The organism is Halosimplex aquaticum (genome assembly GCF_028747785.1).
GTDB classification, from domain to species: Archaea; Halobacteriota; Halobacteria; order Halobacteriales; family Haloarculaceae; genus Halosimplex; species Halosimplex aquaticum.
On sequence record NZ_CP118158.1, the window covers coordinates 2,132,123 to 2,157,748 of the forward strand.

Annotated in this window: 18 protein-coding genes; 11 read left to right on the plus strand and 7 right to left on the minus strand. The window is 50.5% G+C overall.

Going from position 1 to position 25,626, the window contains the following annotated elements; translation table 11 throughout:
* Window positions 1-836 precede the first annotated feature (836 nt).
* The 10 genes from PSC72_RS10795 (at window position 837) to PSC72_RS10840 (ending at window position 15,682) form a co-directional block, all read left to right on the plus strand.
* Window positions 837-2,279, plus strand: coding sequence for a sugar transferase (locus PSC72_RS10795; RefSeq protein ID WP_274325878.1), 1,443 nt, complete (start codon window positions 837-839; stop codon window positions 2,277-2,279).
* A gap of 86 nt (window positions 2,280-2,365) precedes the next feature.
* On the plus strand, window positions 2,366-5,335 hold the full coding sequence (locus PSC72_RS10800) for a LamG-like jellyroll fold domain-containing protein (protein WP_274325879.1): 2,970 nt from the start codon (window positions 2,366-2,368) through the stop codon (window positions 5,333-5,335).
* A 315-nt stretch (window positions 5,336-5,650) separates the two neighbouring features.
* On the plus strand, window positions 5,651-6,733 hold the full coding sequence (locus tag PSC72_RS10805; protein ID WP_274326166.1) for a glycosyltransferase family 4 protein: 1,083 nt from the start codon (window positions 5,651-5,653) through the stop codon (window positions 6,731-6,733).
* A 77-nt stretch (window positions 6,734-6,810) separates the two neighbouring features.
* Window positions 6,811-7,959, plus strand: coding sequence for a hypothetical protein (locus PSC72_RS10810; RefSeq protein WP_274325880.1), 1,149 nt, complete (start codon window positions 6,811-6,813; stop codon window positions 7,957-7,959).
* 227 nt (window positions 7,960-8,186) lie between these two features.
* Window positions 8,187-9,272: a glycosyltransferase gene (locus PSC72_RS10815; protein WP_274325881.1), complete on the plus strand. Its 1,086-nt coding sequence runs from the start codon at window positions 8,187-8,189 to the stop codon at window positions 9,270-9,272.
* A 251-nt stretch (window positions 9,273-9,523) separates the two neighbouring features.
* Window positions 9,524-10,633, plus strand: coding sequence for a glycosyltransferase family 4 protein (locus PSC72_RS10820; RefSeq protein WP_274325882.1), 1,110 nt, complete (start codon window positions 9,524-9,526; stop codon window positions 10,631-10,633).
* Window positions 10,634-10,785: 152 nt separating this feature from the next.
* Complete coding sequence (locus PSC72_RS10825; RefSeq protein WP_274325883.1) at window positions 10,786-12,243, plus strand: capsular polysaccharide export protein, LipB/KpsS family; 1,458 nt, start codon at window positions 10,786-10,788, stop codon at window positions 12,241-12,243.
* 54 nt (window positions 12,244-12,297) lie between these two features.
* A complete protein-coding gene (locus tag PSC72_RS10830; protein WP_274325884.1) occupies window positions 12,298-13,779 on the plus strand; it encodes a lipopolysaccharide biosynthesis protein in 1,482 nt (493 codons plus the stop codon).
* 6 nt (window positions 13,780-13,785) lie between these two features.
* Window positions 13,786-14,625, plus strand: a complete 840-nt coding sequence (locus PSC72_RS10835; protein WP_274325885.1) for an FkbM family methyltransferase — start codon at window positions 13,786-13,788, stop codon at window positions 14,623-14,625.
* A gap of 163 nt (window positions 14,626-14,788) precedes the next feature.
* Window positions 14,789-15,682 carry a glycosyltransferase family 2 protein gene (locus tag PSC72_RS10840; RefSeq protein ID WP_274325886.1) on the plus strand — a complete coding sequence of 298 codons (894 nt, stop codon included), beginning with the start codon at window positions 14,789-14,791 and terminating at the stop codon, window positions 15,680-15,682.
* Window positions 15,683-16,327: 645 nt separating this feature from the next.
* Here PSC72_RS10840 and PSC72_RS10845 read toward each other — a convergent pair.
* The 3 genes from PSC72_RS10845 to PSC72_RS10855 all read right to left on the minus strand — a co-directional run bounded on the left by PSC72_RS10845 (window position 16,328) and on the right by PSC72_RS10855 (window position 19,874).
* Window positions 16,328-17,401, minus strand: coding sequence for an N-acetylneuraminate synthase family protein (locus PSC72_RS10845; RefSeq protein WP_274325887.1), 1,074 nt, complete (start codon window positions 17,399-17,401; stop codon window positions 16,328-16,330).
* Window positions 17,391-19,028, minus strand: coding sequence for a cytidylyltransferase domain-containing protein (locus PSC72_RS10850; RefSeq protein WP_274325888.1), 1,638 nt, complete (start codon window positions 19,026-19,028; stop codon window positions 17,391-17,393). The genes PSC72_RS10845 and PSC72_RS10850 overlap by 11 nt, the downstream gene beginning before the upstream one ends.
* 150 nt (window positions 19,029-19,178) lie before the next feature.
* Window positions 19,179-19,874 carry an FkbM family methyltransferase gene (locus tag PSC72_RS10855; RefSeq protein ID WP_274325889.1) on the minus strand — a complete coding sequence of 232 codons (696 nt, stop codon included), beginning with the start codon at window positions 19,872-19,874 and terminating at the stop codon, window positions 19,179-19,181.
* Window positions 19,875-20,180: 306 nt separating this feature from the next.
* Between PSC72_RS10855 and PSC72_RS10860 the strand changes: the two genes are divergently transcribed.
* Window positions 20,181-20,984, plus strand: a complete 804-nt coding sequence (locus PSC72_RS10860) for a glycosyltransferase family 2 protein (protein ID WP_274325890.1) — start codon at window positions 20,181-20,183, stop codon at window positions 20,982-20,984.
* Window positions 20,985-21,031: 47 nt separating this feature from the next.
* Here PSC72_RS10860 and PSC72_RS10865 read toward each other — a convergent pair whose 3' ends face one another.
* From PSC72_RS10865 to PSC72_RS10880, 4 genes are all read right to left on the minus strand, one after another.
* Window positions 21,032-22,444, minus strand: coding sequence for a sulfatase-like hydrolase/transferase (locus PSC72_RS10865; protein ID WP_274325891.1), 1,413 nt, complete (start codon window positions 22,442-22,444; stop codon window positions 21,032-21,034).
* 313 nt (window positions 22,445-22,757) lie between these two features.
* On the minus strand, window positions 22,758-23,408 hold the full coding sequence (locus tag PSC72_RS10870) for a polysaccharide deacetylase family protein (protein WP_274325892.1): 651 nt from the start codon (window positions 23,406-23,408) through the stop codon (window positions 22,758-22,760).
* A 282-nt stretch (window positions 23,409-23,690) separates the two neighbouring features.
* Window positions 23,691-24,701 carry an NAD-dependent epimerase/dehydratase family protein gene (locus PSC72_RS10875; protein WP_274325893.1) on the minus strand — a complete coding sequence of 337 codons (1,011 nt, stop codon included), beginning with the start codon at window positions 24,699-24,701 and terminating at the stop codon, window positions 23,691-23,693.
* Window positions 24,694-25,623: an NAD-dependent epimerase/dehydratase family protein gene (locus PSC72_RS10880; protein ID WP_274325894.1), complete on the minus strand. Its 930-nt coding sequence runs from the start codon at window positions 25,621-25,623 to the stop codon at window positions 24,694-24,696. The genes PSC72_RS10875 and PSC72_RS10880 overlap by 8 nt, the downstream gene beginning before the upstream one ends.
* Window positions 25,624-25,626 lie beyond the last annotated feature (3 nt).

Sequence of the window (25,626 nt, forward strand, 5' to 3'; positions counted from 1 at the left end):
GACGACCACGTGAACAGTAATTTCTCGGATCTACAACCCCCTGCGATCGACAGATTTCACACAGTTCGGTCTGAGTTCCGAAGAATATCGAAATTCAAGGTTAGAGAACCTCCGCTAGTATAGTAGCAATTCCAACGGAATCGTGTCTAGATAGTCGATTGGCCACTGGAGTGGAGGACTGGCTCACCCCTGAGATGCTCAGCCGACTGAAATCCCCGGGGAGCGCGGTCGGCGACTAGCCGGCATCGAATATTTATCACAACCCGTAGTTGTTGCAACCTTAGCGTAAGAACGTCTCACACGCCAAGGTTTCCGATTTCGGTGGTGCGGCGCAACGAGGTTGTTGACATGTTTGCGTGAGTGCCGCCATCAGTAAATTCAACGGGAGAATGGGTCTCTGGATGGTAAGTGGCCGATACTGGTCCACTTCTAGAGCGTCACAAGCGAGGGATTTCCGGCGTGTCTAGGCGCAGCTTGGGATGTGAAAACGGAACTATAGCGGAGACGGAAGTAGGGTGTATCTGTAAATCCAAGGCGGTACACAGCGGTATACCGTCCGAAGTGGAAATTCCGGGGGTGTATCTCACAGGGTGGTTCGGAGAAATAGTTGAGAATATCGGAGACTACTTCGGCTGCGTGATTCGATAACCAGCGGATCCGAAAGAGGACGTCGCCGCTTGTCGAGTCGGAAATCAGCGACCGAAGCGCCAGACGTATCGAGACCGAATTGGCTGCGGTCCTGCGGTTTTTCACTCGGTGCGAGGGGTATGGGTCGTCGTATCTCGGTGTGTGGCTGTCGTAGCTCTTATGCCACAAGCCATTAGTTACAGATAATAATGGCCATCCGGTGGCGGTACCGCCTCGCGAGCGTCGTCGGGACCGTGTTCCTGACAGCGTTCGCGGTGTTAATCGCCAACCACTCTATCATTCAGGACCTGTTCAGTCGGGTCCCGTACTTCGGCCGACCGGCGCCGGCCGTCTTAGTTGGCGGCGACCTAACCGGCGCGATCTCGACAGTGCTGGTCGTGACGCTGGCGGCGATGTGGCCAGTGTTCAAACCGCGCCCTCGCCGCATTCTCGACACCTTGCTGTTGACCCAGAAGCGGGTTTTCCTCGCGATGGTCGGCCTCGCGGCACTTGGGTATTACAACTACACCTATCGTCTCCCGCGGTCGACGCTCATGCTCTTGACGAGTTTCCTGCTCGCCGCGTTACCGGCGTGGATGATCACTATCCGTCGCCGGCCGAGTTCGCAGTCGCGAGCGATTATCATCGGGGACGACCCGCAGGCGATGGAGGACCTACTTGCGTCAACGGACTTGCCAGTATTGGGCTTTGTCTCGCCCCCCTCATCATACGTCGCTAACGAGCGACGTCAAGTGGGCGCTCCGGAGATAGCTGATGGCGGAATGGCAACACAGGGGTTAGGAGAACTCTCTAACCTTGGCGGACTTTCGCGACTTGACGAAGTGTTTGTAAAATATGATATTGATACTGCGTTATTAGCATTTACTGACACAGATAGAGAGGAATTCTTTGGGACTCTGGCGGAGTGTTATGAACACGGTGTTATAGCACAGGTCCATCGCGATTACGCCGACAGTGTCTTGACGGAAGGTGGCGCTGGCGGGGACGTCGTTGAAGTGGATCTCGAACCATGGGACTGGCAGGACCACGTCGCGAAACGAGCGTTCGATGTCGTTTTTGCACTATCAGCGCTCTCCATATTATTCCCAGCGATAATTTCAATCGCTATTGCAATCAAACTTGACAGTCCTGGACCGGTATTCTATTCCCAGGAGCGCACTGCTGAGCTTGGAGATACATTTACTGTGTATAAGTTTCGAAGTATGGTACCTAATGCCGAGTCTATGACCGGCGCGAAATTAAGCGAAGAAGACCGTGGGGGTATCGACCCGCGCGTGACACGGGTAGGACGCGTCCTCCGAAAGACCCACCTTGACGAGATCCCACAATTGTGGTCGATACTCGCCGGAGACATGAGTGTCGTCGGCCCGCGGCCTGAACGCCCAGAGTTGGACGATGACATCGAAGATAACGTTGGCGAGTGGCGCCGACGATGGTTTGTCCGCCCAGGGTTGACTGGATTGGCACAGATAAACGATGCTACAGGGTATAAGCCCGAGCAAAAGCTCCGCTATGATATCGAATACATCCGGAAACAGTCGTTCTGGTTCGATCTGAAGATCGTGATCCGTCAGCTGTGGCAGATCGGAACGGACGCGGTTGGTTTTCTGAACGAATCATCCCATGAGTGACCAAGATTACTATGGTACTCTGGACAGGACCGTTCTTCATGGAACATCTCGATGGGTTTAATCATCCGTCGGGAATGCAATAAGATATGGACGACGCGGCCGCTGTCGCTGAGGCCCTAAACGAGTGTCCTGAACTAGAGCCCCCTCTCCGCAACGTTCTGGACGTGGATGAAGCGAATGAGGTGTGGACCTTCGAAGATGTTTCCGTCAACTCGGGTGAGTTCGGCGAACTTGTCTCACGTGGGTTTGTCGAAAAAACCGACGATGGCGCCGGGTATCGTGTTTCAAACTCCAGAGCAGTTCGGGCAGCGCTGGAAAGTAGTGAAGACATAGGCAGAAATTCTTTAGATTCAGAGACTGCAACGAGCACGTTAAGTGAGGGCCTGAGCAATTTCAATGTCTCGTCGGTTTTCAATCGAGTAAGTGGTATCAACCGCACCGTGATCGGAACCCTGCTCAGCGGACTACTTCTCGTAGTGCTCACCCGAGCGCATGTTTATGGGAATATCTTCAGAGACGATACGGTAGTACTCTCGGGGAACGACCCCTACTACTACCGCTACTGGGTCGAAGAGGCTTTGTCCGCTTCCGGTGGGGCTTTCGACCTCCAGAGTCTCGCGGTCATATCAGACGCGGTTAAGACAGGCGAACCGTTATTCGTAGCGACGCTATGGATGTTTTCGTCGCTTTTCGGTGGTGACGTGGCAGCTGCCGGATCGGTGCTTGCTTGGTATCCTGTTGCCGCAGCCACCGTGACAGCCTATATAGTTTACCGACTGACAATCGCCGTAACTGATGACCATCGAGTTGGGTTAGCAGCACTTCTATTATTGGCAATTACGCCGGCCCATACATTCCGGACAAGCCTCGGATTCGCCGATCATCATGCCTTAGACTATGTTTGGCTTATGATCACTGCCTATGCACTCGTGCGGCTTGAAGGGAACACGACTGCTAACTGGCGTGACCGCAGACAATGGATATGGGCCGTGGTTCTCGGACTCGGAATCTCCGGACAGATCTTATCATGGGATGCTGGACCACTCCTGGTCGTACCGCTAGCGGTCTACATCGCCGTTCGTGTACTCGGTGACATACAGGAGGATCGAGCGCCTCTCTCGACGAATTGCCCGCTTCTTGGCGGCGTGGTATTCGCTGCGATACTCGTTCCTCTCGTCCATATCCAGATCGGGTGGCATTCCGGAACAGTTGCGTTTACGCCCGTGCTATTAGCAGCAGGAACGTTCAGTGCCCTCGGATTAGGTGAGCTCACATACCGATATTCCATGTCCGCACGTGTGCTTGCTAGTCTAGAGGTGATCGGTGGAGTCACTGGAGTGCTTGCATTGCGGGCACTGGGGCCGGACTACTGGGCCAACCTGATTAGTGGTGTCAACCGGATCACAGCGAGTCAGACCATCGCAGAGACCCAGTCGCTCCTAAGTGGTGACTCGTTCGGATGGCTACTCCTGTTTGGGTTCTTGCTCGCACTGGCCTTCCCGTTTCTAGTCTGGGAGTCTATCGAGATATATCGTGGCAAGCGGTCGCGGCTAGTGCCTGTAGTGTACACCTGGTACTTCCTCTTGATTGCGATGTACCAGGTGCGCTTTGCAGGACAACTGGCGATGTTCGCCAGTGTATTCTCTGGATTGGGGTTTGTATATTTGGCAGCGACTATCGAGCTGATTGAGAAACCAGTGCCGTTCGCGGATCATCCGGAAGAGCTCAGGAGTTTTTCGCTCCCGTCCACAAGAGTGCTCGGACAGTTAGCCGTACTGTTCTTGCTGATCTCTGGACTGAGCATTGTTCAGGTGCCCATCAAAACGAATCAGGTCGTTACCGATGGACAAAAGTACCAGACGGCAGCGTGGATGGAAGAATACGCATCGGAACAGGGGTGGGAATACCCCGAAAATTACGTTTTCAGCCGATGGGGAGACAATCGAATGTACAATTACTTTGTGAGCGGAGAGTCGAATTCCTATTCTTACGCCCAAACGCACTATGATTCATTTCTGACCAGTTCGAATGTAACGCAATGGTACGGGCGATTAAACGGCCAGGCCGGATTCATCGTCATGACACCCAGCGTCCCGACAAACCGAGGAACGATCTCTAACCATCTTTACGAGCATTACGGTGGAACAGGGACATCCCTCGAGAGCACCGGTCAGTTTCGAGCGGTGTATCAGACGGCAGATGGCTCTTACAAAGTGTATACACCAGTGACAGGAGCATTAATTGCCGGTCAGACATCGGTAAACCGCTCGAACGTAGTGGATGCCCGTGTCGACATTCCCCAATCTTCGTTTGTCTACGAGCGACGCATCACCGGCGCGGAAAACGGGTGGTACATGCTCCGAGTTCCCTACTCGACAACGTACAATCTCCCCGGAAACGCCTCTGTTACTGTGTCAAATCCAGAAATCCGTAACGGTAGCATTGCAAATGTTCGACATTCTAATGGGACGTGGCCACTCTCCGCGGGTCGAGGAGAATTCATTTTTGATCAGACAGGGGATAATCACGGATATCTTATCAACGGGAAATGGGTGAACAGCAGTGAGTGGGCCGGATTATCATTCAACGGCAGCGGCTACGCTCGAATTCCAAACGGCAAAAGCATCGACGGAAGTGAGGGTTTCACGCTCACCACTCGATTCAGAACAGATCCGAACGTCGACTACAAGAACGACCTTCGGTTTCCTCGGATCGTATCGAAAGCATCGAGCGGGGCATACAGGAATACCGACGGGTATCAAATAGCATTAAGCCGCGGTCATTTGATAGGCGTCGTCGGTAATGGGACTTCTGCAGAGATAGTCAGAGGCGGCGAAGTCTCAGACTCCCACTGGTATAACGTGACTCTAACGTGGGATGGTTCTCTCGTTCGTTTTTATGTTAATGGGAAACTTGTTGATTCCGGTTCGTTTACCGGTTCCCCCGAAAACGACAGCCCGCTCGTATTTGGTGCTAGCGGGGACCTCAACCGCCAGTTCTCCGGCTCGATAACCCAGGTTATGTATAGAAATAGCTCAATCGATCCTAATCGCTAACTATCAGTTCAATTCTGTAGTAGAAATGGACCCGCTCCAGTCATGATTTAAATTTACAGACTCAGAAAGCAGCAGACATATCCCCGTAACTCGATTTGATGGAGGCGATGATGGATCTCATTGTCGGCAGTGGTTCCACTGGTATCCGGACAAAAGCGATGAATTTATTCAATTGCTGGTGAAATCGCCTTCACCCGGACGACGTGCGCCGAAACTACAACAGCACCTGACCGTAATTAACATTGCTTCAGCATTAATCGAAAGCTCAGGAATAAATGGTCTTATGTATAGGCCCTCTATTTCGGTAAAGTAATGATGCGTATCCTTCGAGTCGCACAGAATCTCTATCCGGAAGTTCCCGGCGGTGGCAGCTATCATGTCCACGCAATGAGCAGGAATCAAGCGGAGATGGGCCACGAAGTGACTGTCCTAACAATTTCGAATAATGAGAGTTTACCGCGGAGGGAACGTAGAAGCGGGTATACGATTGTGCGGCGGCGGCCGACGACGGAAGTGTTAGGAAATGAGATTTCCGTTGGAGCAGCAAAGGTTCTTCGGCGCGCGAAAGGTTTCGACGCGATTCACGCACACTCACACTTGTATTTCTCAACGAATCTCACTGCAATTCGGCGCCGTCTGGGTGAGCCTCCGCTGGCAATTACGAATCACGGTCTCTACAGTCAAAATGCCCCCGAGTGGCTCTTTAATCTCTACCTTCGAACTGCAGGTCGATGGACGTTCAATCAAGCCGATGTCATCTTCTGTTACACTGACGAAGACAGAAAACGTGTCCAGAGCTTGGGGGTCGATTCTCGGATCGCTGTCGTACCCAATGGCATCGACACCGATCGGTTTACACCTAACGGGGAAGGCAGCGAACTAATCGATCATGAAGGAACCGTGGTCCTATTCGTAGGCCGGCTCGTCGACGGGAAACGGCCGAAAGATGCAATGAAGGCTGTATCACTATTGCCTGACGATTTAAACGCAAAGCTATACATCGCAGGAGACGGGCCACTTCGTTCCGAGTTATTGGATGACGACGAAAATGTAGAACTTCTCGGACGGGTTTCTTATCACGAAATGCCAGCCGTGTACCGAGCGAGTGACGTACTACTACTGCCAAGTCGAGCCGAGGGCATGCCACGAACCGTATTGGAAGCGATGGCGTCTGGGTTACCAGTGGTTTCAAGCGACTTAGACCATATCGCCCCAGTCGTTCGGAAAGCGGGGACAACCGTCAAAATGGGGGATATCAATGGGTACGCTGAAGCCTTGCAGAAAATCCTCACCTCCCCTCGCAAAGTCGGACAGAAAGGCAGAGAAACCATCATTGAAAACCACACGTGGGACGAAACTGTGGAAGAGACATCGAAAGTCCTCCAGCAGCTCGTATGAATGGGCAATTGAATTGCCCCGATACTATGTACGATTGTCTTTATTCCATGGGTAGTTTAGTTAGAAATTTTATGATGATGCTAGCGGCCGGAAGGGGCCACATCTCCGACTTGCAGCTCGGTCCTCCCCTCCTTCCTACCATATTACTGATTTTTGTCAGCATTGGTCTGCTTAGCCCATACATTGGGAGGAAATATGCTGGAACGATTTCCGTTATCAAATTTACTATCCCTTTCGTATATTTCACCAAGACAGACACATTAATCTGGACTATTGGAGATGATGTGAATTACTATCTCACGTCAGAAAAACTTCTCCAGAATTTGTCGGCCTTAGAGATCTACTCCATCACCGCTCCAGAATTGATTTCAAATATCATCGGTAGCACGCACAGCCTCTATTATTGGTATAACATTATTATTATGGACGTTTTCGGTAGTTCGTACGCCGTCCCCGTCTTGGGGAACGTATTCGTGACTACTCTATCAGGGATACTATTCTACCACATCCTCTTTGAGATCAAACAGAACAGAGCGTACGCAAAATATGGGACGATATTCTATTTGTTACATTGGGATGTCCTCTCTTGGAGCAGTTTTTTGAATATCAAGGACATACTTGTTATATTTTTTACCATGATATGTCTGCTGTCTGTTCTAAAAATAGCGAGGGAAAATGATACATCAACAACCAAACTACATTCAATGATCTTGGTTATCATTACAGCGATGTTCTGGTATCTACGGTTTTATGCACCAGCGTTTATCTTCGGTGCTGCTATCCTCTGGTTTATAAGCCGAGACAAAACTCACAGTTTCTTCGCCGGAGGACTTCTCGTTATTAGTCTTCCCATCCTTCAAGTTGGGTTAGCATCTGCGTCGAACTACGTTAACATTGGATTCATCTGGCCCGGGATACTTACGTTCTCTACGCCTGTGATTCCGTTTCAGCTTACTTCAGCAACTCACGGGTTCCTAATCCTTTCGGCAACCCTCAATTGGATTTTTTATCTCCCAACGGTTCTCGTCGGTATACGCCTGTTTTTCACCTCAGACCGCGGTCGTCTACTATTGATATATCTTCTTCTGGTGCTATTATTTTATTCGGTCGTCCCGTATCTCTCTGGGTCCCGGCAACGGTTTCAGACGGTATTTGTATTTGCATGGCTTGAATATCACTTCCTCTGGATGTATTTTCCTCGTCTCAAGATGGAATACCGATCATGAAAGGAAGTCAAGCGGACATGAAAGCAGATATTCGTATGATTACGGGCTAGCCATTACGGCACTGTTCAGATGAGTCGTCACGATAAGCACACTAAGTACAGAAGCCGACACTCAGCCGCTATATGTATCCACTCTCATCAGGAAATTACATCATCTGATGTCAGCGGAAACCGATACTTTGGAAAGCTTTTGTACACACTTTTGTAAAGAGGGGAGTGATAGGCCGTATGACTCATGTATGCCACCTCATAACTGCTCTCGGCCTTGGTGGAGCGGAACAAACTGTCTACAATCTTGTTCAAAATGACGAAAACACATGTTTCACCGTATGTTGTCTCGAAGCGGGTGGCGAGCTCATCTCACCTCTTTCTGATACCGACGCAGATGTATTCGTCTGTGGCGAACGGTTCCGGTTCGACCCGATCGCCATACTGGATCTCTGTCGGTATCTCTCTGACAAGGAAGTTGATGTTCTTCACACTCATCTCCCTTATGCACAGGTCGTTGGTCGGTTCGTAGCGAGCATAGCAGGAATCGACGTAGTCGTGAGCACTCAGCACTCAATACAGTCCCACTATCATCCGGTGACGAGGTGGCTGGAACAGCAAACTTCGGGGTTCGATACTGCTACGGTGGCGGTTTCTGAGGGGGTAAAGCAATCCTTTGTACGAAATCGTGGCAGTACACATGATAGGAACTGGAGCATCGTCCACAACGGGATTGACGTTTCGGGTTTTAATTCGTCAGTTGCAGATTCTAATCCCAAAATTGAAGATATTGATGAAAAGACAGTCTTTCTTAACGTCGGCCGTTGTGTGCCAGCGAAAAACCAACGTTCGATTCTCACAGCGATGAATCGTATACTTGAATCAATAGATGACGCGCATCTTGTAATTGCTGGAAGTGGTCCCCTGCACGATGAGCTGCGGAATGAAGCGGCTACTCTCGGTATCCAGGACCGTGTCACACTTCCGGGTAAGGTGACGCCGGTAGAACCGTTCTACGCTTCCGCCGACGTGTTCGTTCTTCCCTCACTCGTAGAGGGGCTGCCAATCACATTGCTAGAAGCGATGGCTGCCGAACTTCCAGTCATAGCGACTGATATACCTGGCATCTCGGAAGTTGTCAAAGACGGTACCACGGGCTATCTCTTCTCTTCGAGTCGCTCGACTGAGTTAGCAGACGCTATGATTAAGATAGTCGAGAATGACCCGGAAGCCATGGGATCGAGGGGGTTCCAACATGTGAAAGACCATTTTGATATTATTAACACGGTCGAGGGCTACAGGAAAATCTATCGAGAGTTGAGTTAGCCATTACTCTCGGACATATAGAACCGTTCGTACATCTTGGATACATTTCATAGCAGAAGAGCAACGAAAGTCAGCGCTAAGAGAGTATGTCGAGTCGATTTCGACCTCTCAAAGAGCGACATACTACATGTCGACCAATCGGAGTGCCGTGGTGCATCGGGATGATACCGCCAGACAGACACAAAAACGAATTAGCCATTCTACTGCTCTATTTCACTATGTTGAAGTAGCGTCGACTGTATACATAAAATATGCCCGTTCGGGTTTGTTTTGTTTCGCTTGGACTCTACAGCTACGCGAATCCGGACGCGACCGACACAGCAGGGGGTGCTGAGCGTCAGCTCTATCTCCTGAGCCAGAAGTTTTCGGACTCAACGGACGTACACGCAGTGGTCGCTAAGTATGGTCAGCCATCGGTCGAGTTCCGCGATGGCATTACCTTTCACCGCTCGTACTCGCCCGATCCGGAGAAGTCGCCGCTTCTGATGCCTTATTCTTCTATAAAACTGATGAGAGCCATGCAGAGAGCCGACGCTGACGTATACGTTTACCGTGGCGACCCACAAAAGGCGTCGATCGTGGCGGCTATTGCCGCACTCTTGGGGAAAAAATTCGTCTACAACCTCGCGAACGATTCGAACATAACGGCGGAATATCAGTCACTCCCACCCCATTTTCGTCACCTGTTCGGTTGGTCCCTTGAGAATGCCGCGGAGATTATCGCACAGACACCGAAACAGGAAGCACTTGTGAATGAACGCTTTGGAACCGATAGTATAGTTATCCCGAACGGCTACCCGCGAGCGGACGAGATATCAGGGTATGATGAACGGGAGGTGGCCCTTTGGGTTGGGCGACTCGACCAAGATCAGAAACGACCGCACCTTTTCCTCGATCTAGTGGAACGACTTCCTAATCACGAGTTCATCCTCATTGGTCCGAGGGGGTTTGACGAGTCGTATTGTAATTCCATAATCGAACGCGCTAATTCGATAGATAACGTGGCCTATACTGGACGAGTTGACCCCAATGAAGTAGACCGCTATTATCGCCGTGCGAGTGTCCTCGTCAATACGTCTGCGTACGAGGGATTCCCCAATACGTTCCTCGAAGCATGGCGGCAAGGCGTCCCTATAGCCAGTCTCGATGTCAACCCCGGCCGGTATCTCGACACCAACATCGCCGGCTACGCCAACGGCGACATTGCTCGTCTCAAGACTGACACCGAATTATTCCTCACTGATGTCTGCCAGCGGCGCAAAGTAGGGGAGAAGTCAAGACGAATATTCGAATCACGGTATACCATAGATACCATCGCATCAAAATACGAAGAGACAATTAGGAAGGCAGCGAGAACTTGAACATTCATGGAGATTACCAAACTGGTCGCTGACGCACTCTATCGAGCCTGCCATTCACTTCTTCATCGGATTGCCGCGCTTTCTACTTCTTACGCCCGAGGGAGAGAGTAAAACAATACTATTATCACTTCATACTTGCTAAGAGCGGAAAGATGGCAGACCAAACGGAGATTCGAAGGCGCTTCATCGTCCCTGTAATGTCAGAGACGGTGGTTCCCTTCCTTGATTCTCTCTGCCGAGAACTTGCCGATCGCGGATACGAGACAGTATTCGTTCCACAGAGTCGCGCTGCCGCAGCTGCTGGCGAGTACCAATCTGAGTTCAGTATCAACTACAATTCCGGAATCGTAAATCATTCTCCGGAACGCGACCTCGATTTCTTGGTGGAAAAGTACGATATCCCCAGCGCGAGAGCACTTGTCTTTCCACAGATGAACTATGACTATCCACATAGTGATCCGCCGTCTTTGGATGCTTGGGACCACGAGGCGCGGTATCTACCACCGCAGACAGGTAGAAAACCTGGCAACTTCCAACCGTATATCGACTGGCTCCACAGGTGTCTAGATTTTTTCGATCAGGTATTCGAGTCTGGGAACGGCGGGATGCCATTGCAATATCAAGGAGGCGAAGTGATTCGCCGCGTCCTACAAAGGGTTGCACAGCATCACGATATTCCAGCTGTTTGGATCGGATTCTCCCCACTAGAGGGACATTCCGGATTTTACATAAATGAGGGATCGGACTGGCTCACTCTTGGCAATACTAGTTACGACAGCTTGACCGACAAGGAGATAGCTCAAGCACGGTCGTATCTTGAGGACTTCAGAACCGAAAAACCGATCGTGCGAGCGGATCGCTCGGACCAGAAACCCTCATTCTTCCAGCGCATGGCCAATAGGATACGATATCTTCGTGAAACCGGCCGCGACGCACTTCCCCGAATGAAGCATCGAGCGAAACAGCGATTCCGACGGGCATTGCTTTCACAATATGCTGAGAGATCCTACTGCTCTGTTAACGAGTCACAGAATATAATTTCTCATCAAGAGATGGATTACGTGTTTTATCCTCTCCAGTACTATATCGAGTCCCGGGTGACGATGCGAGCGCCGGCTTTTTACGAACAGTCTTGGCTCGTAGAGTATCTCTCTCGAAGCGTCCCAACTAATCACAAATTAGTCACTAAGGATCACCCTCAGCAACTCGGGGCCCAACCTCGCCGAGCTGTGGACACCATCGCGCGATATTCAATCCCGCTCGCCCCCTCGTATCATACTCACGAGGTCATCGAAAACGCGTCAGCAGTAGTTACGTTAAACAACACTGTCGGATACGAAGCGTTGCTATATGGTAAACCGGTCATCACCCTCGGAAAAGCCTTTTATGACGATTATACATACAAAGTTGACGATATAAACGATATCGACAGAACGATCAAATACGCTGTGAATTCTGGCGGACCAAGTGAGGAGAAGATTATCGAGTTCGTACACGGCCTCATCAGCGGAAGTCGAGCTGGGGTTTGGCGAGATGACTCGCCGGAGAGCATTCACAATCTAGTAGAAGGCATTGTAGAGACAGCAGAGGCACAGTGGGAATCGTCGTGACCCGATGACGCTTCACCCCTATGTCATAGAGGAGTTTACAGCGCGAGAAAATACATGATACGAAAACTACTCCAGTGGATTGTAGCCGAGAAAAATGACTCGACGCTCCGAGAGCGAGTCATCCACAGCGGTATTTGGGCGACGCTCCTGAATGTTTCCGACCAGGTACTGCGGCTTCTAATGACACTCATCCTCGCCAATCTTCTCTCTCCGTCAGCGTTCGGCGTTGTAGCGATGGCGATGATTGCAATTGCTGTTCTCACGACCTTTACGACGATTGGGTTCAATGAAGCGTTAATCCAGCACGAGGAGGATAACGTCGACAGTTATCTGAATACAGCTTGGGTGGCGAAAAGCATCAGGGGTGCAGTTCTCATGGTACTAATGTTTACTCTCGCTCCGTTTGCGGCCGAGTTCTTCGACGAACCCCTTGTAACGCCGACCCTCCGTGCACTCAGTATCATTCCCCTTCTTAATGGTGTGGTAAACCCAGCAGTGGTGTATTTCAAAAAGGATCTCAGGTTTCGGAAACAGTTTGTCTATCAGATCAGTGGGACCGCTGCAAACTTCGTCGTCGCCCTCACGGGCGCGTACATTCTAGGGAACCTCTGGGCAATTGTTCTTGGAGCTCTTGCCGGCGAGCTGTTCCAAGTGCTGGCCTCTTACGCTATCGACGACTTCCGTCCAAGGGTAGAGTTCAATTCTACCATGGCCCGTGAGTTGTTCTCGTTCGGAAAGTGGATTCAGGGGTCAACGATAGTCGTTTTCATTGCCACACGAGGGGATGATCTGTTTGTCGGTTGGTTGTTGGCGTCGGGGGCTCTAGGGTTGTACCAAATTGCGTTTAGATACGCAAATGCTCCTACTCGTGAGTTGACCCATGTCATTACTAGGGTTGCATTCCCGACGTACTCGAAACTGAAGGCCGACAAACAAACACTAAAAAGAGCCTTTACACTGACAATCGAGGCAACACTCCTGGTTTCGATTCCAGTCGCCGTTGGTATCATCCTGATAGCCCCCGAATTTGTGCATGTCTTCCTTGGGAAGGAATGGATGGAAATGATCCCAGCCCTACAGGTATTGGCAGTAAGCGGCGTCATTAGGACACTAGCAGCAACCGGCGGATCGCTATTCAAGGGCTTCGGCGTCCCCAGATGGGACTTTTGGATGAACGTTCCACGGACGCTTACTATCGTTGCGACGATATGGCCGCTGACAGAACGGTTCGGGATCACGGGAACAGCAATCAGTATCACTCTTGGGCTAGCAATGACACTTCCAATTTGGTTCTATAAGACTCGTGATATTACCGAGATCCCAGTTTCGGGATATCTCCGAAGTATTCTCACTCCGATTCTTGCAGTGTTGATTATGACTCCTCCCGTGTTATACGTCAAAAAGCCCACTCTGTCTGGAGTTGGGATAGCAATACTAGTAGGAGTGGTATCATACACTGTTTCGGGGTACTTTCTCCTGCGGCTCCAAGGACGGGATTTCATCGAGCAGACTTTACGATTCGCTCGTGAAGCATGAGCAAACATGGAGTATCGGAACCATCTACGTAAGGGTCTAGACCTTTTACGCGACATCTATACTGGACCATTTCGGCGTATCAGCCAGGGCCTTGGCCTTGAAGAGCACTTGCGTGGTCTAAATGAATGTCTTGAAGTCGCAGTGACAAAAACTCAAACAGTAACGATAGAGGGCATCTCAGCCGAGTTCCACGTCACGACTCGTCCGGAACTGTGGCGGCTCAGGGCCCTCAATAATGAACGGGAGGTTTTGACGCGGTTATTCGCCGATGTTCGTCCAGACGACGTGTTCTTCGATGTCGGTGCGAATATCGGAACACATAGCTGTCTTGTCGGGCAGCAATTGGTGGACGGTAGCGTAGTCGCCTTTGAGCCACACCCAAACAATGCACAGCGGCTTAAAGAGAATCTATCCCTCAACGACGTCCGAGCAACGGTCTTCGAATATGCCATTTCGAACAAGAACGGACAACAACCGCTCCGGGTCGACGAAGGAGGAATCGGACAAGGCAAGCACATGTTGAGCGAGACCAGCGGCGGGAATACGATCGAAGTTGCGACTATTCGCTTGGACGATTTAGTAAAGAGTGGAGATATTCCTCAACCGGATGTCATTAAGATCGATGTTGAAGGGGCAGAACTGGATGCCCTCCGTGGGATGACAGGGACTCTCCGTCAATCAAGTTGCCGTTCTATAATTTGCGAGATTCACAGCTCGCAAAATGAAGATAGTGAACACATAAGAGAAGTGACTGAGTTGCTGGAGAGCCACAGTTACGATACCGATGTGATCGCAGAGCGAGGAACTGAGAAGTTCGTTCACGCTCAGCGCAAAGGGGATACATAAGGCCTAAAGGCTATCAAATTTACTCGGTATTGCACTTACATCCACGGCATATGGATATTCACCTCATCTACGTCTGCTCGCAAAGCCAAAAATCATAATCTTAATATCAAATATCGATTCCTATCCGGTGGACTTTTAGTCATCTATGGACGGTATGTGATTAATGAGTTCTCCGCAGGTGAGCGTGATAATACCAACGTACAATCGTGCGACGTTGGTCAAGCGGGCAATTCAGAGCGTTTTGAATCAGACATTCAAGGACTTCGAACTAATTATTGTCGATGACGCTTCAGATGATGAGACACCAGAAGTCATTGACTCGATCAACGACGCTCGATTAGAGTACATTCGCCACGATCTGAACCGGCACGGCGGCGCAGCACGGAATACGGGTATCAAGTATGCAAGCGGGAAGTATATCGCATTTCTGGATGATGACGACGAGTGGTATCCGACGAAACTCGAACGCCAAGTCGAACGCTTCGAGACCGTTTCCAACGAAATCGGGCTCGTTTATTGCTGGCGCGAGGTATATAAGAACGGTGAGTTAGTTAACAAGGCTTCTCCGGAGTTATTTGGAGATATCTTTGACGAAACTCTTGTGTGGAATCCGATAGGAAATACATCTACTTTCATGCTCCCTGCATGCGTTTTGGACGCCGTTGATGGATTCGACGAGCACTTGCTCCGCGGACAAGATAGTGATTTGGTGCGACGAGTCACACGTGAATACAAAGTTGACTATATCCCCGATTATTTAGTAAAACAACACTGGAAGCACAAGGGCGATCAGATTACGGATGTGGATTCCGATCGGATGTATGATAGCATTGAAAGCCACCTTGTGACACTCGAACGATTCGATTCCTATTTTAAAGACAATCCAGCCCCTAAGGCAGAGCTACTAACGGTGATTGGAAGGCTATACGCACAGACTGGAGACTGGTCAAAGTCGCTTTCTTATTTAGTTAGAGGGACCGCAACAAAACCAACATCTTCAGCAGTCAAGAAGGAACTCGTGAGAAGTATCAAAGAATTCTTGAAAATTATACGTTGAATACATAATTTCTTATTAACAATGAGTGATTATCATCTAGTGCTCATAGTCTAAATATCTATTCTCCTCTAGTACACATGGAACTCAATTCTCTGCAATTATAAAATCAATTATCTAGACTCTTTTTTGAACATAATATACAATTATTCAGGCCCCTCCTGGAATTTCCTACACAAAATACATGTCTTCTGGCCAGATCGTTAGACTACACGGACGAGTGCCACTCGGTGCCAATCTCGATCGAAGTCTGGATGGTGTTGAATATAATTTCCTCAGGAAAATAGTTGGAAGTTACTGCAGGTCGGCGCTCTCGGTCCAATTCGATATGAGGTCCCTCCTTCCCACGCGCAATGGATAGAAGAACTATACTTGTTTGCACTGAACTTCCAGTATCCGAAAAACAGAGTGATATCGGACTCGAACCTCGGCTGGTCCAGACGCCCATAAGCCGGCTGCGATGAAAGGTGTTATCGTAGATGTGAGGTTAGCAGATCCAAACCTCGACCACGGCGTGGCGGACAAACTCGATAATAGACAAGATCATGTGATCGAGCTCGTTATTCTCATGAGCGCTCTATTACCTTTACCCAGTTCCAAAATGAGGCAACTCACTCCAATTTCACCGTATAACGGCACGTGGCGATATTATATATCCTCCCAAGTGAGGATTTGATCTCTTTCGATGTCCCTCCGTGCAGTTCGACCGATGACTTCATCAAATCGTTTGGGTTCGATTCCAGTCCCGGGCCGTTTGATCGCAATATCGTCGCGCCGAATGCAGTCTCCCTCTTCTATCGCAACAGCTGCAACAAGGCTTCGCCGAGCATGAGTTCGACTGTCTTGTTCTGCTGGTATCGGCTCTTTAGTCCGGTCCCCAGAGGTCTCTACAAATCTGTCGTGGTTCTCGATGAAGGCGCGAATATCGCCAGGGTCCATTGCATGATAATGATCATTCCCCCTTAGAGTTTTGTCCAATGTGAAGTGCTTCTCGATTATCTGGGCACCCTTAACAGTGGCATTCAGGAGCGTGATCATCGAGTCATCGGGGGGCACATGGTCTGAATAACCCACTAGGTGCTCGGGGAATGCATCGTTTAGATGCTCAATCATTTCGAGATTGGCGTTTTCCTCATCGGTGGGATATTGGAGAATACAATGAAGGAGACAGATTTCAGCATCAGGTTGTTCGTCCTCTATGACTTGGATCGCTTCATCAATCTCACCGACGGTACTCGCGCCCGTCGACAACAAGACTGGTTTCCCCTTTGCAGCAATCTCCCGGAGCAGTGGATGATTTGTGATGTCGGCACTCGCGACTTTGTATACCGGAACCAGATCCTCGAGATAATCGACAGCGTGGGAGTCGAAGGGGGTAGACATAAACTCTACCTCGTAATTCCGAGCAGTCCATTCGGCAATTTCCTCAAACTCAGCCGCACCGAAGTTGTCGAATTGTGCAAATAGATCGTACTGGTTCTCGGTTTCCTCTTCCTCGGTGTTCCAGTATGCTGGGGAATTCTCCGAAGCCAATCGGTCCGCTGAATAAGACTGGAATTTGACGGCATCAGCCCCGGCCTCAGCGGCTTTGGCTACCATCTGTTTGGCCGCCTCTAAGGGAGGGATCTTACGCTGTTCAGCGATGTCGAAGTAATTGACACCAATTTCCGCGATCAGGTACGGTTTCTCCAGTTCGGTAACCGTTGTATCATTAATCTTCATTAATGTCTCCAAAGATAACTGATTTGATTCGTTCGATCCCATTAGTAATGTCGTGACCCGCTAATGCTCTTCGCATTTTCTCACGTCTATCTTGATCCGCAATATAATCAGAGACCGCGGTCCTGATGTTCTCTTCGGTGACATAATGGGCTTGACCGAGCGATAGTACGCCTCGTGACACGTGCGCGTAGGGGTGCCTCTGTTCGCGTTGGTTCTGGGCGATCGAAATGACTGGCAGGTTTAACGACCCAGCCTCATAGAGCGTCCGACCGTTTGAGGTAATCAGAAGATCAGCTTGTTCCATGTGCTCAGCCATGGAACGGACGTCCTGATTGATATCGACTTTGATATTTGACGAAAACCCTTCCACGATCGGGTCGAGCGATTTCCACTTCGTATAGCCAAGCCCTAGAACGATATCGAGCTCCAAATTGTCCTCGATATGAGAGAGTGCACGGAGCGTCTTCGCTGTCAAATTATTTTCGTCCGTACCGCCGAAAGAGATCATGATCCGGTCAACCGATGGGATCTCATCATGGGGTGTCGCGTAGCGGAACTCATTTCGTAGACAGAAGTACTCGTACCCAAAGAAGTTGTTCTCAGGCGGATTCGAGTATTCGAAGAGAGCATTGATCACAGCGTCAGCATGCTCCGCTCCTTCACCAAGGTCCTCGAAATTTACGACTCGTGCCCCAATTTCCTTGAGATGTTTTATATAATCAGTATCAGTGTCGAGAATATCATTGACAACCACGTCTGGTTCAGTCTCTGTTACATACTCAAGAAAAGATGCCTGATCCTTGAACTGCTGATACTCGTAGTTACTCTCTTCGAGTTTGTCGATCGCGAGATCGTTCGATTCGTAGGTTGCAAAGACTATATCATGTTCGAACAGGTGGTCCGCTATCGTGATACCCCTGTAAACGTGGCCAGTTCCAGTGTCGCTGTCCCCGATTACTCGGTATACTACGAGTTTTCGGTTGAGCTGACTTTCCGCAAGAATCCAGTCTTGATATGTATCGATGTCGATTCCTTCCTGCTGACTGACCTCGTAAAACGAGGGATTGGTGCCAACTCTCTGGCCCTCTATTACGAGATCCTTGTGGGAGATAAACACGCCTATCTCCTCGTAGATAGGGTCCATCCACTGGCGATTCTTCCGTTTCCTTGAGAGAGACTCATAGGACTCGCCTGTTTCTCTCCAATAGTGATGGGTGCTATCCCGAACAAAAATGAGGCTGTCGGGGTCCGTGTCAACCGTTGATCTAAGGGCTTCGTCAATGGACGACGAAGCCACTAACGGGGTGGTGGGCTGAAAGCATAGAACATATTCAAAATCACCATCCACGCATCCGAACGCGTGTTTGATGACTGGGGCAAGTGGAGTCTCGTCACTCGCTAGTTCTTCTGGACGCTTAACCACCTGATCGACACCGTACTGTCGTCCGATCTGTGCAATCTCCTTGTTGTCAGTCGTGAGTATGGTCTTATCAACTATGTGTGACTCCTTACTCGTTGTAATTGCGTGAGCAACAAGCGGCCTGTCGCCAAGCTCTCGGAGATTTTTTCTCGGTATCCCCTTGGATCCGCCCCGAGCAGGAACGATAGAGAGTACGTTCGGCGGCATTAGTTTGTCGTCAGCGGCACCGTCTGATTAAGTTTTCTTTTCCCAGATATCTACTCTGTTGGAGATTGAGAATGCGGCGGAGCAGTGTTGTTCCAAACTCGAAAATAATACCTATTAAACGAGTCCTCTAAATTGCCTCTTCTACCTTAATTACATCCTTTTACAGGCCCAATGTTCATTTCCACCTTTTACATTTTGTAATACATCGATCTGGAATCCTGCAGAATTGATTCGAGAATGCAATTCATCCCTATCATGTCCGCGTTTTCTAATATCATGTCTTCCCCCGTGCACTTCAAGAAGTAGAAAATTAATGTTTGGCAGGATACCTTTCAATCCATTAATCACTTCTACTTCTGAACCCTCAACATCGATTTTTACGACATCTGGCTTAGGAATGTTTTCTAATCCATCCCCTCTATATACCTCAACTTCACCCTGATCCGAAAACTGCGTTCTTGTCCCAGTATCTATTTTTTCTGTGGAAAGATCTGCTTTAGTATTTTCCTTTCCTAACGCAAAATTATTAATATTTGCATCAACTCCATTGTTATCTATGGTTTCTTTCGTTTTTCTATAATTCTTGGGGTTGGGTTCAAAAGCATACACCGAATTGGAGATGTAACCTGCTGCAGTAGTGTACACACCAATCCCAGCGCCGATATCCCAAACAATATCTTCTGATGATATGTTTTCCATCCATTCCTCGAGGATATCATGCTCATCAAATTCTGCAAGCCTTGCTTCATGAACGGAATTAACTTCTATATCGATATCACCAACGGATGTTCTTATCTTATTTTCATTTTTGATGACTAAGGGCAAATATTCGGTTCGGTCATTCATAAACACATAAGTGCATTCTAGGAATTTCCTAAAACCTTCTTCACTTATTTTTGTTAAACCTCGAGTGATAAGACTCATATTTAAATAGACGATTTGCAAGCATATGAAGAATGGGGCCAGATTATCAATAATAGATATGGTTTATTAATAGCCGCTGGTTTTCTACCGGCAAATAATATGGGGTATTTCCACATTGTTCTCAATCGGGTAACCATGTTTATTGAATACTCGTTTGATGAGGCTACATGGATCCTATGACGTGAAGCCAGAATATATATTGGACAGCATAATCAACTGGGGTCAGTGATGGATGCTGAGAAGAGTGCTCTCGTTTCAGTCGTCGTTCCATATAGTGCATCTCATACTCCCGAATCGATGCTCCAAGAAGCACTTCAGTCAGTTGACCAGCAAGAGATATCAACGGAGTGTATCGTAGTCCGGGATCCAGAACAGCACGGTCCGGCATGGGCACGAAATCGAGGAATTGAACGTTCTGAAACCCGATATGTTGCATTTCTCGACGCCGACGACTTATGGACAGCAAATAAACTAAATCGTCAGATAGAGCACATGGCGACAACCGGCGCTGGACTCTGTGTAGAAGGAAATGACATGCCGACTGAAGTGTTCTTGCGTCGGATCTTCCTCGGTAAAATGGAATCTCTGACTTCGTCCATTTTGATTGACTTGAACCGCGTTGACACTCGCTTCGAAGAATCACTGAATCGATTTGAAGACCACTTATTCATGCTCGAAGCAGCTGCCGAAAGCAGTGTCTGTCTCTGTAAGGACATTACTGAAATCAGAAAGCAGGACCAAGGACTTTCTCACAGGACATCGCCAGAACAACTCTTTGAAGAGAGAGAACGATACGGTGAACTTGCACTCGAACGAGTCCCCTCGCTTCGCCAGTACGAACCGAAATTCAAAGCAAAGCTTTCGTACGACTGTGGTAGACACCACCATTTTCGAGGTCAATATCGCAAAGCAGTTAGCTGCTTCCGCCGTTCTCTAACTTTCCATCCAAGGTTCAAGCCGATTGCCGCACTCTTTCTCAGTCTGTTGCGTCTTTGTGTCCCGACAGAACTGTTCAGTAAGGGCGTGGAGTGACCGATATCTGAAGATAATAACACTGCAGGATTCTTTGAATAGCTCATTTAGAGGTATCCAAACGCTTCCAACCGTTCTTGGACGGAGTCATCGTATTCGATCTGCTCCTGCCTAATTTCGAGGTTTGCTTGTTGTCGATGCTCGTCTATCGCTGATCGCAACACCTCTAGGTCCTCAGCAGATCCACGGATTCCCCTAAAGCTGTGGTCTATCCAGTCACCACGTGCCTCCCCCTGAACAGCGGCAATATCGAATCGAATGTCATCATATCCGGCACCCTCTGGATTCACCGGCTGACCCGGTTTGTTTGCGTTGTGGATGAAGTCCGTAAACGAGAGTTGATGGCTATCTATATCAAGCAACGAGTTGCCGCCGAACGACTCAGTGACAGCCGCGTCGAACTCAAAACTGGCTTGCTCAAGCACACTGACGGTCGTCGTGGGGAGTGATCGCAGGTTCACGGTCCACTCGACTGTAGTTGAAGGGCGATTGGGGGGAAATAGCAACAGGGGCACATGCAGTCGCTCTTCGTCCAGTTCTCGGTCACGTCGAAACCAGATCCCGTGGTCTGCGGTTACGACCACGAATGCACCATCGGAGATTAGTTCGCTGACTAGTGGTCCGACTCGTCTGTCTGTATCCCAAATCGCCGCTTTTAACAGATCGTACATATCCGTCCCGTCGTAGTTTTCTTCCGTCTGGATCAACTCGTACACCTCCTGACCTGTCTTGCCGACTGGGAGGTCAGTATGCGAGCGATTCGGGAAAAACTGCTCTATGGCTTCATCACTGATATCGAGCGGCGGATGGATGTCCATATAGTTGGCGACTACAAACGCTGGGCTGTCGTCGCTCGCGCGGAACGACTGGATACGATTGTTCATCGTTTCCGCATACTGGAAGCGAATACTGTCATCTGGCACCCGTTCCGGGAGATTCGATGTCGATCCTGGGTCCTGACGTTTAAATACAAGCCCGTTAATCAGCGATCGAAGCGGAGTGTTGCCGGTAAAAACGAATTCGAGATAGTCTTCGATCTTCTCGATACCACTCCCCTTGAACTCGAACTCTCGGGGGTCGTTTCCGGATTCGAACAACATGTACTGCTCTCGAAGCAAGTCATTAAGTTCGTCAAAGCCTCGTTGGAGTCCGTTCGAGATATATGGGTTCGCAGAGATTAGCAATGAACGGTGGGTTTCAGATAGTACCTCCGCGATAGTCGGAACATCGTTACCGAGATACGGATACGCCTCATGCATTCCTGTCTCGGAGGGGTATTGACCAGTGAAGAACGATCCGTGAGCAGATGGACTGCTTGGCCCAGGAGTATACGCGTTCTCGAATATGACGCCTTGTTCGTCTGCGAGAGTGGCCAACCGTGGCATCGTGTCCGGGCCGTCTTCAGCAAACGGCGTCGCAGAGAACGAGAGAGAATCAAGGACGATCCAGACAACATCCATGCTGGGGTATTCGAAACTCTCCCAATTAAATCTATTTAATGGAACTTAGCGGATGTCGAGTGATATCGTAGATTGCGGCGACTAAGCGGGTTCAACGGCTTACTGTCGATAAATGCCTCATTTGGAACTCTCCGGGAGAGCTGGATTCAGTGTTTGGACAGAGTAAGCTTACTTTCTATGATTAGTGTTTCTGCTTCGTTTCTCGACAGGACTCCCACAGGCCGCGATCTTGGCTGGATCGTTCAGTAGTGGCACTCACCCATGTCCGTCCAAGGCGATCCCCGAGAAATGCCATAGAATGTCTAATGTAATTCTACCGAAGTTCTAAGTCCTTTAACGCCCAGTGTAGTTGGATTCGAGCGTTGTGAGCGCTAATACGCGGAAGTTGATGAATGTTGTCGCTTGGTTTCCAAGGCTCGGGAATGGTAGCGACAGCCGCTCGGTGGGTATCTCTGACGGCAGCGACAGCCCGCTCGTCGAACTCTCCGTACGGATACGCGAACAGATCAATGTCGGTTCCGAGAATCGATTCGAGATTTTCCTTCGCGCCGACAATCTCTTCTCGAACTTGCCGCTCTGATGAAAGTGTCGGAAGTTCAGGATGGGTCCGAGTGTGGTTCCCAATAGTGATGAGATCGTCATCGACCAACTCCTTGAGTTGCGCTCTGTTCATTGTTCGATCAGTTTCCAGATTAGTCTTTGTATTATCGAGAGTTCCTGAAACGATAAAAACAGTCGCCGGGATCTCGTATTTACGGAGGAGTGGGACGGCGTATTTGTAGAAGTTTGAGAAGCCGTCATCAAAGGTGATAGCCACCCGGGGGCGGGAAGCATCTTGCCACTCTTGGATTGGCCGAGAGAGATTGATAACTGTATATTTACTAGAAAGAACGCGAAGATCGCGCTCAAAGCGGGCCGGTGAGATATTACCGAACTCACGGTTATCCCCAATTGAATGATACATGAGTATTGCATCGCATGAGGACGGGATTAACTTGGAGAATCGAACGTGTACCCACCGGTTCCATACAGCGTCAAGGATCTGTCCAACTCGCACGGTTCTCTTGGATTCTTTTCCCCCAGTATTATATCATTCGTTTTTATTAGCGTCTATCGGGTGTGATTTTAATGTCTTCACTAACTTGCTCAGCGATAATCTTTTGAGAACCTACCGAGTAGTGGAGGAGAGTTTGCAGCTCTTGCAGATAAAATCAGTGAACATCGATAGTGGCGATATTCCGCATATTCAAGGATTTTGATTCGATAACTCTTCTCGAAGCAACCGCCTGACACTCTTCTTGACCGACCATTCTGGTGACCAGCCCAATGTTTCCTTCGCGAAGTCATTGTTGACGGAAAACGTTTGGACCAAGGTCTCGTTCCCGCGTGGGTTTTCGATCAGTTCCACGTCAACATTTATGCCGCGCTCTGCCTGGGCGATATCACGGACTAGCTCGGCGACTGTCATAACGCTCGGATCCTCTTCACCGGCGATTTCGTATTTCTCAGCTCCAGTTTCGCCTGCTGCCAGCTGCTCGACCAGCCGCTCGGCGCTCCGGACGTACGCGCGGGCCACGTCTTTGACGTGGATGTAATTCCGGGCCTGATCACCCGGCTCGTACACCGTCAGGTTCTCGCCCGCCTTCGCGCGGCCGACGAAGAAGTTGATGACCGTGCCTTTCGACACCGTCTGGCCGTTGATCTCGTGCTCTCCGTACAGATTCGACTTGAGGAACAGGTGCGCCGGGAACGATCCGTCGGCGAAGGTCTCGATCGCCCGCTCGTTCAGCAGTTTCGTCCGCCCGTACCAGTTCAGCGGGTCCCGCGGGTGATCCACGGTGATCGGGAATTCGACCGGATCGCCGATGGTCGCCATGGAGAACGGGAAGACGAGCGCAGCGCCGGTCTTCCGACAGAACCAGGCGACGTTGTTCGTCCCCTGGACGTTCACCTCGTAGGCGAGGTCCTGGTTCTCCTCGCAGTCGTCGACACCCGAGATGGCCGCGAGGTGCATGACGATATCGGCACCGGAGAGCGCGTCTTCTAGCCGGTCCCGATTCCGGATGTCGACATGTTCAACAGACACGTCGCCGATCTCGCGGACGTCGCCGAGGTAGAAGTTGTCAAGCGCGGTGATCTCCCACTCGGGATACGCCTGCTGTAGTTCGTAGACGACGCGACTGCCGATGAATCCCGCCGCGCCGGTGACGGCGATGGTGGGCGAGTCGGGGTCGAAGTCGGTGGTAGTCTCACTCATCTGTAAATTTCCGTGCGAGGTCGCGAACGCCCTCGCGGAGCGTGTGTTCGGTCTCGAAGCCGGTCTCCGAGAGGCGGTCGAAGTTGACGTGGTAGGAGGGGCCCGGGTGTTCGTCTTCGAGGTAGGTGATGTCGACGGGGCCGACCTCGTCGCGGACGACTTCGGCGATTTCCTCGATGCGGTAGTTGCCGTCGTTCGAGCCGACGTTGTAGACGAGTTCGTCCCACGCGTCGGGCTCGCAGACAGCCCGCTTGTACGCCCGGGCGGCGTCGTTGACGTGGACGAACGGGCGCCAGTTCGACCCGTCGCCGTACACCGTCAGTGGGCGGCCGGTCACCGCGCGGAAGACGAAGTGGTTGACAACGAGGTTGAACCGCACGGCGGGCGAGTAGCCGAAGTTCGTGGCCATCCGCAGGGCGGTGCCTGTCATGTCGTACTCCTCGCAGTAGTCGGCCAGCATCCCCTCGGACTGGTACTTCGTCTCTGCGTAGGGGTTGATCGGGTCGGGCTCGACGGTCTCGTCGATGTCCGTGCTCGTCGCACGGCCGTAGATGTTACACGAGGAGGCGAAGACGACGTGGTCGACGCCTAACTTCCCGGCCGCCGTCAGGACGTTCTCGGTGCCGTCGTAGTTGACCGCAAACGTCTCGTCGCGGCGGTCGTGGGTGCTCGCGGCGCCCGTGATCGCGGCGAGGTGGACCACGCGGTCGACGCCGCGCATGGCGCTCTCGACGTCGCCGTACTCGCGGACATCGCCGCGGCGGAAGTCCAGCGCCTCGTCGAAACAGCCGAACAGCGCCCGGGGCGAGCCGGAGACGAGGCTGTCGAGGACGACCACGCGGTCGACGTCGTCGTCGGCCTGTAGCTGCGGGACGAGGTGGCTACCGATGTAGCCGCAGCCGCCGGTGACGAGGACGTCCACGGC

What these genes read in the sequence shown, in the direction of transcription:
- PSC72_RS10825 (WP_274325883.1), top strand. Translation starts at nt 10,786, where the DNA reads ATGGCAGACCAAACGGAGATTCGAAGGCGCTTCATCGTCCCTGTAATG.
- PSC72_RS10860 (WP_274325890.1), top strand. Translation starts at nt 20,181, where the DNA reads ATGGATGCTGAGAAGAGTGCTCTCGTTTCAGTCGTCGTTCCATATAGT.
- PSC72_RS10840 (WP_274325886.1), top strand. Translation starts at nt 14,789, where the DNA reads ATGAGTTCTCCGCAGGTGAGCGTGATAATACCAACGTACAATCGTGCG.
- PSC72_RS10850 (WP_274325888.1), bottom strand. Translation starts at nt 19,028, where the DNA reads ATGCCGCCGAACGTACTCTCTATCGTTCCTGCTCGGGGCGGATCCAAG.
- PSC72_RS10830 (WP_274325884.1), top strand. Translation starts at nt 12,298, where the DNA reads ATGATACGAAAACTACTCCAGTGGATTGTAGCCGAGAAAAATGACTCG.
- PSC72_RS10800 (WP_274325879.1), top strand. Translation starts at nt 2,366, where the DNA reads ATGGACGACGCGGCCGCTGTCGCTGAGGCCCTAAACGAGTGTCCTGAA.
- PSC72_RS10820 (WP_274325882.1), top strand. Translation starts at nt 9,524, where the DNA reads ATGCCCGTTCGGGTTTGTTTTGTTTCGCTTGGACTCTACAGCTACGCG.
- PSC72_RS10835 (WP_274325885.1), top strand. Translation starts at nt 13,786, where the DNA reads ATGGAGTATCGGAACCATCTACGTAAGGGTCTAGACCTTTTACGCGAC.
- PSC72_RS10810 (WP_274325880.1), top strand. Translation starts at nt 6,811, where the DNA reads ATGCTAGCGGCCGGAAGGGGCCACATCTCCGACTTGCAGCTCGGTCCT.
- PSC72_RS10870 (WP_274325892.1), bottom strand. Translation starts at nt 23,408, where the DNA reads ATGTATCATTCAATTGGGGATAACCGTGAGTTCGGTAATATCTCACCG.
- PSC72_RS10855 (WP_274325889.1), bottom strand. Translation starts at nt 19,874, where the DNA reads ATGAATGACCGAACCGAATATTTGCCCTTAGTCATCAAAAATGAAAAT.
- PSC72_RS10805 (WP_274326166.1), top strand. Translation starts at nt 5,651, where the DNA reads ATGCGTATCCTTCGAGTCGCACAGAATCTCTATCCGGAAGTTCCCGGC.
- PSC72_RS10865 (WP_274325891.1), bottom strand. Translation starts at nt 22,444, where the DNA reads ATGGATGTTGTCTGGATCGTCCTTGATTCTCTCTCGTTCTCTGCGACG.
- PSC72_RS10815 (WP_274325881.1), top strand. Translation starts at nt 8,187, where the DNA reads ATGACTCATGTATGCCACCTCATAACTGCTCTCGGCCTTGGTGGAGCG.
- PSC72_RS10845 (WP_274325887.1), bottom strand. Translation starts at nt 17,401, where the DNA reads ATGAAGATTAATGATACAACGGTTACCGAACTGGAGAAACCGTACCTG.
- PSC72_RS10875 (WP_274325893.1), bottom strand. Translation starts at nt 24,701, where the DNA reads ATGAGTGAGACTACCACCGACTTCGACCCCGACTCGCCCACCATCGCC.
- PSC72_RS10795 (WP_274325878.1), top strand. Translation starts at nt 837, where the DNA reads ATGGCCATCCGGTGGCGGTACCGCCTCGCGAGCGTCGTCGGGACCGTG.